Here is a 2,433-nt window from a genome sequence, read left to right as displayed (position 1 = left end):
AACTCTCGGAACACAAGCGACCTGATGGAGCACGTGCAATGACGACCCGTATCGCCTACATGCCCCTGAACACCTATCCCGAAGCTGTTCCGGATCAGGCCATTCTTGCTGCCATCGACTTTGCGTCGAAGTTGAAGTGCGGCCTGCATGTTTCAGTCTTCTCCGTGAAGATTCCGCAGCTCTACTCGCCCATGGGCGGACTGCTTCTTGACGTACCGAGCCTCGTGCACGGCACCGAGGAACGGAGCAAGGCCGAATGCCGCCGCCTCGAAGCTCTTGTCAACGGCGCTGCCGGGCCAGGCCCGAAGATCCAGTGCAGGAGCCGCGAGATCATGCTCGGGGCGGCGCTCGATGTCGCCGCGGGCGATGCCCGCTACTTCGACCTCGCCGTGCTGCCCTGGACGGGCGAGACGGTCTCCGCGCAGGACCTGTCTGAAGCCGTCGTCTTTGGTTCTGGCCGCCCCACCGTGCTCGTGCCCGCGACATCAACGGTTTCCGGCCTCGACCATGTCGCGATCGCCTGGGATGCAAGTCGCTTTGCAGCCCGCGCGCTCTACGATGCCTTGCCGTATCTCGACGAGGGCGGTCGTGTCTCGGTCCTCACGGTCAAGGACGAAAAGCCGCTGAGTGGCGCCGATCCTGCCGGAACCCTTGCGTCGTGGCTGAAGACACGCGGATACGATGCGAAGTCCGCGGACATTGCTCTCGACAAGCGGAGCATCTCCACGGCCTTGCAGGAAGCGGCGCTGTCGGAAGGCGCGAAGCTGCTGGCGATGGGAGGCTTCGGACATTCCCGCCTGCGTGACTTCGTCCTGGGTGGTGCAACCAAGGGCGTCCTCAAGGAGATAAGGCTGCCGATTCTGCTCTCGCATTGATGGCGGGACTGGAGAGTTTGATTTGCTCCGTTTCTTCGAAGGCAAAGGGATCCAACATGAAGACAATTCTGGCTGCAGTTGACGGTTCCGCCCCATCTTATCGCGCGCTCGAGCACGCAGCGCTGTTGTCGAAGGCACTCGGAGCAGATCTGGTCGTGCTTCTGGTCCGGCAGTTCATTGTTGGACGCCACGACGTGCTGGAAGTCTGGACCAACGAGCAGGTTTCCGAGATCAGGAAGCATGTAGGTAAAGTCGTCTCCGAGAGTGGAACCCCCTCGCATCGGGTCTTGGAAGAGCATTCGCGCGATGTCGCTTACGCAATTATCGAGGCTGCCTTGTCGAATCACGTCGATCTCATCGTTATGGGAGCATCCGGCATGGGCAGCATCAAAGCCTTCATCCTGGGTTCGGTTTCGAACAGTGTATTGCGTCAGGCTGCATGCCCGGTGATGATCGTTCATTAGCTGATATGACTACGCTCGATCGGTCGTGCCGAGAGTGGTAGCTGTTGCCATCACTGACGCCCCAGCACCTGGCAGCTTTTCGCGAAGTGGCAGCTGACGGTTCTTGCCCCAAGACGTGCGTATTTTTGAGCGCCGGGTGACTTTGTCGCTGCGCACGACTTCACATCGCGAATCACCCGATGTCCGCTTCCGGCCCTGCTCCGGCATCGCCGCGTAGGCCGAACAGGGCCGCTTTCGCCTCGGAAGCCGTCATGGGCGAATGACAGGCCATGTCCGCGTGTGGCTTGAAACGCTAGACGTCGCGCGCGGCCCACAGGAGGCGGAGGCCGAGCGCGCCGAGGAAAAGGCCGGTGATGCGGTCGATCCAGGCCTTGGCGCGGAGATAGAAGCTGCGCACGGGGCCTGAGCCGAAGAACAGCGCCACCACCGTGTACCACCACAATTCGTTGAAGCTGACGATGGCAATCAGCGCCAGGGTCATCCAGAGCGGGACGCTGGCGGGCAGCATTGCGATGAAGATCGAGCCGAAGAAGACCACCACCTTCGGATTGGCAAGCTGGGTCAGGAATCCGCGCATGAAGGGATTGCCGGTGGCATCGGCGCCATCCATCGCGATGGGGTCCTTCGCATGCCGGAAAATCTGCCAGGCGATCCACAGCAGGAACAGGGCGCCCGCCATCTTCATCGCCATGAACAGCATGGGCATGGCGTGGAACACGGCATTGAGACCGAGAAGCGCCGCGCTGGACCAGATGACCGTGCCGGCGGTCAGCCCCAGCGCCACCTTGACGCCATCGAGGCGCGAGCGCGCCACCGCGGTCCGCGCCGTGATCAGGAAGGACGGCCCCGGCGAGATCACCGCCAGGAGCTGGACGAAACCGATGGACAGAAGCAGGAGGAGATCAGACGCGGTCATCACAGGTCGCCGATGGCATGACGGAACTTTCGCACGGTGTCGGCCAGGCCGAAGGTCAGCGCATCGGCGATGATGGCATGGCCGATCGAGACCTCGGCCAGATTGGGCAGGGCCGCCACCAGCGGCGGCAGGTTGGCGCGCGTCAGGTCATGGCCGGCGTTGAGGCCAAGCCCCGCAC

At 62.5% G+C, this 2,433-nt stretch carries 4 protein-coding genes; 2 read left to right on the top strand and 2 right to left on the bottom strand.

Annotated features, from left to right (window positions below):
• The first annotated feature begins 38 nt into the window (after positions 1–38).
• Together ACEW8Q_RS22800 and ACEW8Q_RS22795 are read left to right on the top strand one after the other, a co-directional pair.
• A complete protein-coding gene (locus ACEW8Q_RS22800) occupies positions 39–875 on the top strand; it encodes a universal stress protein (RefSeq protein ID WP_373506374.1) in 837 nt (278 codons plus the stop codon).
• Positions 876–931: 56 nt separating this feature from the next.
• Entirely contained in the window at positions 932–1,339 is a 408-nt protein-coding gene (locus ACEW8Q_RS22795) for a universal stress protein (protein WP_373506373.1), read from the top strand.
• A gap of 292 nt (positions 1,340–1,631) precedes the next feature.
• Here ACEW8Q_RS22795 and ACEW8Q_RS22790 read toward each other — a convergent pair whose 3' ends face one another.
• Together ACEW8Q_RS22790 and ACEW8Q_RS22785 are read right to left on the bottom strand one after the other, a co-directional pair.
• Positions 1,632–2,255, bottom strand: coding sequence for a LysE family transporter (locus tag ACEW8Q_RS22790; protein WP_373506372.1), 624 nt, complete (start codon positions 2,253–2,255; stop codon positions 1,632–1,634).
• The coding region (locus tag ACEW8Q_RS22785) for a pyridoxine 5'-phosphate synthase (protein WP_373506375.1) at positions 2,255–2,433 on the bottom strand (179 nt) is incomplete at its 5' end. The genes ACEW8Q_RS22785 and ACEW8Q_RS22790, both read right to left, overlap by 1 nt.

It is taken from the genome of Aestuariivirga sp. (assembly GCF_041738905.1).
Lineage (GTDB): Bacteria > Pseudomonadota > Alphaproteobacteria > Rhizobiales > Aestuariivirgaceae > Aestuariivirga.
Note: the sequence above shows the minus strand (reverse complement) of the source record. Positions and strands in the feature narration are given on the sequence as shown.